The organism is Streptomyces sp. NPDC101225 (assembly GCF_044767585.1).
Lineage (GTDB): Bacteria > Actinomycetota > Actinomycetes > Streptomycetales > Streptomycetaceae > Streptomyces.
Map to the genome: position 1 here is coordinate 1 of NZ_JBIWOE010000106.1, position 1279 is coordinate 1279.

The 1279-nt window shown below is 70.1% G+C and carries 1 protein-coding gene; it reads left to right on the forward strand.

Translation table 11 applies throughout. The annotated features are described in order from the left end of the window. Positions 1-224: 224 nt before the first annotated feature. Positions 225-1279 (forward strand): ISAs1 family transposase (locus ACIRPX_RS45950; RefSeq protein WP_404206140.1); only part of this gene is annotated, 1055 nt, incomplete at its 3' end.

The following is a 1279-nucleotide window of genomic DNA, read 5'->3' on the forward strand; positions in this document are numbered from 1 at the left end:
CAGGGCTTGGGCGAGTTCCGGGGTCGGGCGGTTGGTCGGGCCGTGACCGGTTGGGGTGCATACCAGAGCAGGCACGGGCTTCGTGATCATTGGGGTGTCGAAGCTCAACGATCATGAGGTGGCCCGTGCCTGCCGCTGTATCCTCTCGCATCCCGCCGGTGTTGGTGAGGCTGGGTCCGCTGGACATCGGCCAAGTCGCTGACCTGCGGACGTTCCTGAATCTGGTGCCTGACCCGCGTGCGAGGCGGGGTCGCTGGTACTCGCTGACCGCGATCCTCCTCGTCTGCGCCTGCGCGGCGGTGTCGGGAGCCAGGAGCGTCGACGAGATCGCCGAGTGGGCGGCGCGGGCCTCGGACACCGTGCTGACGGCCGTCGGAGTCCGACGGCATCCGCTGCGGTGGCGTCGTGCTCCCTCGCGGACCACGATCGGCCGTGTGCTGGCGGCCGTCGACGGTGACGCCCTGGACCGGGCCGTGGGTGCCTACCTCGCCGGCCGGAACTTTGCGGGACCGGCTTCGGAGCAACGGCAGGTGATCGCCGTCGACGGCAAGTCGCTGAGAGGATCGGCCCGCCTGTCCGCCGGCCGCAGGCACCTGCTCTCCGCCGTCACCCACCACCGGGCCCTGACCCTCGCCCAGGCGGAGGTCGGAGCGAAGACGAACGAGACCGCGCACTTCCGGCCCCTGCTCGAACCGCTGGACCTGGACGGAACGCTGATCACCTTCGACGCCCTGCACTCGGTCCAGGCGAACGTCACCTGGCTGGTCGAGACCAAGAACGCCCACTACATCGCCATGATCAAGCGCAACCAGCCGACCGCCTACCGGCAGCTTGCCGCCCTGCCCTGGCCCGACGTCGCCGTCCAGCACACAGCCTCCTGCACCGGACACGGCCGCCACGAATCCCGCTCCATCAAGACCTGCTCCATCGCCGACGAACTCGGCGGCATCGCCTTCCCTCACGCCCGCCTCGCCCTCCGCGTCCACCGACGCCGCCGGTCAACCGGGCGACGCGAAACTCGCGAGACGGTCTACGCCGTCACCAGCCTCGACGCCCACCAGGCCACCCCGGCCGAACTCGCCGCCGCCGTCCGCGGTCACTGGACAGTGGAGGCCCAGCACAACATCAGGGACCGCACCTTCGCCGAGGACACCTCCACCGTCCACACCGGATCGGCACCCCGCGCCATGGCCACCTTCCGCAACCTCGCCATCGGACTGCTCAAAACCCTCGGAGCCGCCAATATCGCCAAGACCACCCGGGCAATCCGCGACCAGCC